Source organism: Syntrophorhabdaceae bacterium, from assembly GCA_028713955.1.
Classification (GTDB): domain Bacteria; phylum Desulfobacterota; class Syntrophorhabdia; order Syntrophorhabdales; family Syntrophorhabdaceae; genus UBA5609.
The window spans coordinates 1-6,854 of the sequence record JAQTNJ010000170.1 but is presented as its reverse complement, the minus strand read 5'-3'; the positions used below and the strand labels follow the sequence as shown (position 1 = coordinate 6,854).

Genomic DNA, 6,854 nt, shown 5'->3' with positions numbered 1-6,854 from the left:
CTGCATGCGTACTTGGTGCCCTTTTTCATGGATGATTTTGCTGCCGGCTTTTTTACTGCCGGTTTCGTTTTGACAGCAGACTTCTTCGCTACCGGCTTTGCCTTGGCAGCTGGTTTCTTGGTTGCCATTTACTTCCTCCTTACGGTTTTACTTTGCGGCTTATTTCTTTGCCGCTGCTTTCTTTGCTGCCGGTTTCTTTGCTGCTGCTTTTTTTGGTGCTGCCTTTTTTACTGCTTTTTTTGGTGCTGCCTTTTTTACTGCTTTTTTTGGTGCTGCCTTTTTTACTGCTTTTTTTGGTGCTGCCTTTTTTACTGCTGCTTTCTTTGTCGCCATTCAATACCTCCTCAAAATATTTTTGTGTTTCTTTTTTTATTGTATATGAATTAAATATTCTGTCAAGTAAGAATTTACTAAATTCACTCTTTGTCAGTATTTTTCTTGTGTCTTAAATTTAGAAAATATTTTGTTATTGGATGGACAATAAAAATAAACACCCGGATAATGTGGTTCCTGGCCAAATACAGCCCGAAGGTTAAAAGAATGCTTACAACAAGCAACAAAAAAAACGCCTGATACTTTCCATCCTTCACGGCGCTTCCCTGTAATGTCAGCATGAGCGTACCAGGCAATCTGCCAAAGATGTTCATGAGAATAAAATCAATGAGCCGCATATGAGTTAGTCCAAGCAGGTAGCAGAGAGAGTCCTTGGGGAACCCGGGGATGAGAAAGAAGATGAATGTTATGTAGAGACCTTTATGGGTAACAAAAAAATTAAATTTATCGATATAATGTTTTTTGACGATCTTTTCCACGAACTTCATACCGAACATGCGCGCAATACCAAATGCCACAACAGAACCAACTGTAAGACCAACCGTCGAGAGGATTACGCCGGATACATTACCGAATAAAAAACCACCGACAAAACCGGTCACCTCGCCGGGTACCGGTGCAAACACAACCTGCAAAGCCTGAACCAGGACAAAGACAAAAGCCGCGTATGGGCCGAAGGAGGCAATAAAGATTTTCAGTTTTTTAAAATCGAAAAAGAATCTGTAGTATGCAAAGACATCTCTCCACGCACCTTCATGGTAAACGTAGAACATGAGGATGATGAGCGCCAGGATTGAGACCAAAAGGATTGAACGTAAGATTAATGACAGCCTGCTGGAGTTGACGATGGATTTTTTATTCAAGTTTGAATCGCGACGGTTCTGAGAACTTCATCGACTGTCGTTAAACCGTCTTCAAGAAGGATCAGACAGTAGTCTTTAAGGGTCTTCATGCCTGCCGTAATAGCTGCCTGACGTATGACATTCGTCTCGGCGCCTTCTGCAACCAGGTGCCGCACCTCTTCACCCACCATGAGCACTTCGTAAACACCAACCCTGCCCTTGTAACCTGTGTTACCGCAGACATCGCATCCCTTTCCTTTATATAGCTCTATGCCTTCACGAAGTCCAAGATACTTTGCGATAATGGGATCCGGCTCATATTTCTCTTTACACTTCGTGCATATCCTTCTTACAAGCCTCTGAGCAACGATACCTATAATGGAGGTTGAAGTGAGGAATGGCTCTATGCCCATTTCCGACAACCGCATGAAGGTTGCGGGCGCGTCGTTCGCATGGAGTGTCGTAAAAACAAGGTGGCCCGTAAGGGCAGCTTCTACAGCTATTTTGGCAGTCTCTTTGTCCCTTGTCTCTCCAACGAGGATAATGTCAGGGTCCTGCCTCAGAAATGCCCTTAACACCCGGGCAAAATCAAGCCCGATATCCGCATTGACCTGCACCTGGTTGATTCCTGCGAGGTCATACTCGATCGGGTCTTCGACGGTCGATATGTTTACATCAACACTGTTGATCTCTGCAAGTGAACTGTAGAGCGTCGTGCTTTTTCCGGAACCGGTAGGACCTGTAACATAGATGATCCCATAAGGTTTTTTAATCATCTCCCTCACGAGATCAAGGGTGCCCGGATGGCTGACCAATTTATCAAGACCCATGGTGGTATTGCTCTTGTCAAGAATACGGGTACAGATCTTCTCTCCATATTTTGTCGGCACCGAGGAGACCCGGAAGTCGACTGATTTGTTCCCCAATTTTATTGTTATCCTGCCGTCCTGCGGCAACCTTCTTTCAGTAATATCGAGCTTGGAAATAATTTTAACCCTGCTGATGAGAGGAAGCTGAACCTTCTTGGGCAGCATCATCTCCTCCCTGAGAACACCGTCAATCCGGTAACGCACACGAAGTGCCTTTTCCATTGGCTCAATATGGATATCGCTTGCACCCTTTTTTAAGGCAGCGGCAATGATGTTGTTCGTAAGACGTATGATCGGCGCCCCCTCTGCCTCCCTTGCAAGGTCCGTTACTCCTGCCTCGTCCTCGTCGGTGTCTTCGAACTCAGCGTCCTTCATGATATCGGCCTGGACGTGATCCATGGAATCAAGGAGCTGGTCAAGGTTTATCTCGGGTTCTTCTTTCGTTTCTTTCTTTGTAAGCTCAATATAATCTGTCTCCATGAATTTTTTGAAATCTTCTGCGGATACGATCACGGGGTCGATGGCCCTCCCCTTGATGAACTTCCGTGCCTCATCGAGTGCCATAAGGTCATTGGGGTTTACCATTGCGAGTGTCAGCGTATTGCTGGAATAGGATGTGGGCAGCATTTTGTATTTCATAATAAGCTGCTGAGGAATGATCGTTATCACATCCTTATCCAGTTTCAGAGTCTTCAGGGAGACAACACCAAGACCATCCCTGGTATTCATCTCTTCAATTCTTGCAGCAACAATCTTGTTGAGAGAGATTGAAAGCGTAGGGTGTTCCGTCAGAAGAGCTTCAAAATCCTTTTTCTCCAGGACAAAAACCTCTGTTGCCTGGATGGCCATAACCGTAGCGGTCCTTGGCTTACCCGTTAGAAGCGCCATCTCTCCAAAACAGGCACCGCTATCGAGAGTTGCTATCGTAAGATCAACGCCAAGGGAAGGCTCCAGTTTTTTGATCTCCACCTTGCCTGATTTTATAATGAACATTGAATCGCCCGATGCGCCCTCACGGACGATGGCGGTATTTGGAGGGTATATCCTCTCTTTCAGTCTCTTCGAAAGCTCCTCAATCTCCGTATCTCCGAGAGCCTTAAAGATCTCCGTATTTTTTAACGATGTTACTTTATCTATGGGAGGGCTCATTGTCCAAACCTTCTATTCCTGTGCTGGTAACTCCTGATAGCCCTTAAAAAATCTATCTTTCTGAAGGCCGGCCACAGGGCGTCACAGAAGTAAAACTCACTATACGCACTCTGCCACAACAAAAAACCGCTCAATCGCACTTCACCACTTGTCCTTATTATAAGATCAGGATCGGGAATTCCGCAAGTATATAGATGGGCCGTAATGTCATCGCCGGTAATATTGTTTGCCGCTTCTTCAACATTTTCAAAGTTTTTACACCGGATCGCCTCTTTAACAGCCTCAACGATCTCTTCCCTTCCGCCATAGCCGACGGCAATGTTCAGTATATGGTTATCGTTGTGCATCGTTAACTCTTCGGCCCTTTTTATTACATCCTTCAAGCGGTCCGGCAGCATATCTATCTTTCCCAGCGCATGTATCCTGAATCCATTCTTTTTAACGATCTGGTTCTTTGAAAGCTCATCGATCTTTTCTTCGATCACCTTAAGAAGTGCCTCGACCTCTCCTCTGTCCCGCTGGATATTCTCCGTTGATAAGACCCATATGGTAACGATCTTAATATTAAATTCCGCACACCATTTCAGGACATCGTCAAGTTTCCTTGCCCCTTCTACGTGACCCATGGTGATATCATCGAACCCCATCTCCTTTGCAAACCGCCTGTTCCCATCGAGTATGAGGCCCACATGAAGGGGCGGCTTTCCCTTTTTAACCTCCCTTTCGAGGAGTTTTTCATAGGAATAATAGAGTATCCTCTTAAGCAACACATAAGATTATAATGTATATTGAGAAAAATATTAACACTTTTTTCAAGCGGCCATGAAGGATTAAGAAAATGAGGGGGAAAAGGTTGCAGCCTCCGGGATTCGTTTGACCGTCTATGCGTTGATCGCTGATAGATGCTGTATGGACTTCGTCCTTGATGAAAGGGTCTTGACGGCATCCTTGAGACCATCAATTGTAAGCTCGTACATTGGAAATATTTTACCGATCGTGTCCACGGTATAGTGGCCCCAGAAATTCATGTGCGTGGGGTTGAGCCATACCGAATGGGGAAAATGTTCCTTGATCTTCAGGAGCCACTCGATCGACGGCTTATCGTTCGTATAAAAATAATCGATGCACCCGTTGATATCAAATAGTTCCGAATAGGCCATCCTTGCGTCGCCGACGATGACGACTTTGTAGCCCTTGTGGAAATTGGAAAAGAGCTTTTCTGTGGGTATCCTCTTGTAATTTGCTATGTCCTCATAGATATCCTGGTAAATACTGTTGTGGAAGAAATAGTATTTGAACTCCTTAAAGTGCTCCATCTGGGACGCTGCCGAAAAAAGCCTTTCACAGAGTTCCGAGTAAGGAAGCATAGACCCGCCTGTGTCCATCAGGAGTATGAGCCTCACAGAGTTCTCGCGCGATTTATTGAAGACGAGCTCGATCTCCCCACCCTCTTTGGCGGTCTTATCGATGGTCTCGTCTATATCGAGTTCTTCCTGCAACCCTTCCCGCTTGAGTTCCCTCAGCTTTTTCAGGGCCATCTTTGTCTGTCGTATATCGAGGATGATATCGTTCCGGTAGTTCCTGAACCTTCTCTCACCTGCAACCTTCGCGGCGGATTGCATCCACGATTCACCGCCAACCCTGATACCGCCCGGGTGGTGTCCATATGCGCCGAACGGTGAGGTGCCGCCCGTGCCTATCCACTTGCCGCCGCCGTCATGCCTCTCTTTTTGTTCTTTCAACCTTTCCCTGAACTGTCTCATCAGTTCATCCATATCGTGTGTCTTCCTGAACTCTTCGATCTGCTTCTGCAGTTCCGCCATCTCTTCAGGGCTTAGCTTCGGAAGCCTGTGAAGAGGGTTCTCGAGCCACTCCATTACCTTGTCAAGTTCAAGGGATGCTGTCTTGATGCCGCCGAAATATTCCTGGAAAGCGAGGTCAAAGGCATCATAGTAAGCCTCACTTTTGACAAGGAATGCCCTCCCCAGGTAGTAAAGGTGATTAAGACTTGACTGGAAATACCCGTTATAGAGCGCCTCTGTGAACGACATCCATTCTGTGATGGAAACGGGCACCCCTTTTTTCCGCAATGTATAGAAAAAGTCAATAAACATACATTAATACCTTTTCTTAAATCCAAAGCCTCCCTGAGCGTTTGAAAGTTTGATGAACCTGTCTGTATCCTGTTCGTTCTTGAGCAGTGTCCCGAGGAAGGGGATCTCCGAACCGATCTTTTCCAGACGGATCCCGCCCAGAGAAAGTGCCTTGATCCAGTCGAGCAGTTCGCTTGTTGATGGTTTTTTCCTGAGCCCGTCCATTTCCCGGATCCAGTAAAATTTCTTGAGGGCCTCCTTGACAAGCTTATTTTCGATGTCCGGATAATGGACCTTGACGATCCTTTCCATCATCTCATCATCAGGGAACTCTATATAACAGAACAAACATCTCCGCAGGAATGCGTCAGGCAGTTCCTTCTCTGAATTACTCGTAATGATCACAACGGGGCGGTGCACCGCAACAACCTCTTCGTCAAGTTCGTGGATATGGAACGACATCTCGTCAAGCTCGTTGAGGAGGTCGTTGGGGAATTCAATGTCCGCTTTGTCGATCTCGTCGATGAGAAGAACCAGTTGTTCTGCGCTTTTGAAGGCCTGGCCCAGTCTCCCAAGCTTGATATATTGCCTTATGTCGCTGATGTCCTTGTCTTTAAACCGTGCGTCGTTAAGCCTCTGCACGGTGTCATATACGTAAAGTCCGTCTTTGGCCTTTGTTGTTGATTTAATATTCCATACAAGAAGTTTCTTGTTAAGCGCACGGGATATGCTGTGCGCTAAAAGCGTTTTACCTGTCCCTGGTTCGCCCTTTACAATGAGTGGTTTTCCCAGGGCAACAGACACATTGACAATCTCCATAAGCGGTTTCGAAGCTATATAATCATCGCTTCCTTTGTAGCCCTGTGTTGTGTTATCCATTTATTGAGCCTCCTTGAAAATAGTGAAAAATATCACTAACAGTATAAGGCTTTACGGGCTCAAAGTCAACCATTCAACTGGTCACGGCGACACATCCGTGAGGCGAACAGAAAAGCGGAAGGTGAGAAGGTGATAGGGTGAGAGCAAAACCCGTAATTCGTAATTCGTGAAACGTGAGTGGAGAAAGGCAATTCCAAGGGATGAGATTGCCACGCTCCGCTCGCAATGACAACCCGCTCTTTCTTTGCTGTACAATTTTTTCCCCTCACGACTTATGCCTCACGACTTACGGGTTCATTATCGCTAAAAACTGGCAGCAGACCGGACGAACAGAGAAAATTCAACGAATCCGGCAGTCTGGATAGACGAAATGGAAGAATTTCCTTGACAAATACCCTGTTTTTCATTTAAATATTCACATTATGCAGGTATTCTCCATGAATTCATTCTTTTACTTTTATTATTTTACCAGCTTGCACCCATGATCTCTTTGCTCTGAAAAAGCAAAAGCCATGGGTGCAAAGGCCCATGGCTTTTTAGTTGTTTGCAAGCCATGGGATTGACCCATGGCTTTTTTATTGTCAGGAGGACATATGATTATTTCTAAAAAATTACACAAGCTGATTGCAGACCAGGAAGGCTGGACCCGCAGAATGTTCGAAGAGGGGATCAAGATCAAAAAACAATAC

Annotated in this window: 6 protein-coding genes; all 6 read right to left on the bottom strand. The window is 45.7% G+C overall.

Annotated features, from left to right (window positions below; genetic code table 11):
* Positions 1-159 precede the first annotated feature (159 nt).
* Positions 160-333 (bottom strand): hypothetical protein, encoded by a 174-nt coding sequence (locus tag PHU49_12595; protein MDD5244845.1) that lies wholly within the window; start codon positions 331-333, stop codon positions 160-162.
* A gap of 83 nt (positions 334-416) precedes the next feature.
* On the bottom strand, positions 417-1,196 hold the full coding sequence (locus PHU49_12590; protein ID MDD5244844.1) for a TVP38/TMEM64 family protein: 780 nt from the start codon (positions 1,194-1,196) through the stop codon (positions 417-419).
* Entirely contained in the window at positions 1,193-3,193 is a 2,001-nt protein-coding gene (locus PHU49_12585; protein ID MDD5244843.1) for an ATPase, T2SS/T4P/T4SS family, read from the bottom strand. Before PHU49_12585 ends, PHU49_12590 begins: the two co-directional genes overlap by 4 nt.
* Positions 3,190-3,963 carry a polyprenyl diphosphate synthase gene (uppS, locus tag PHU49_12580; protein ID MDD5244842.1) on the bottom strand — a complete coding sequence of 258 codons (774 nt, stop codon included), beginning with the start codon at positions 3,961-3,963 and terminating at the stop codon, positions 3,190-3,192. The genes PHU49_12585 and uppS overlap by 4 nt, the downstream gene beginning before the upstream one ends.
* 111 nt (positions 3,964-4,074) lie before the next feature.
* Entirely contained in the window at positions 4,075-5,307 is a 1,233-nt protein-coding gene (locus PHU49_12575; GenBank protein MDD5244841.1) for a VWA domain-containing protein, read from the bottom strand.
* A 3-nt stretch (positions 5,308-5,310) separates the two neighbouring features.
* Positions 5,311-6,165 carry a MoxR family ATPase gene (locus PHU49_12570; GenBank protein MDD5244840.1) on the bottom strand — a complete coding sequence of 285 codons (855 nt, stop codon included), beginning with the start codon at positions 6,163-6,165 and terminating at the stop codon, positions 5,311-5,313.
* Between the last annotated feature and the right edge of the window lie 689 nt (positions 6,166-6,854).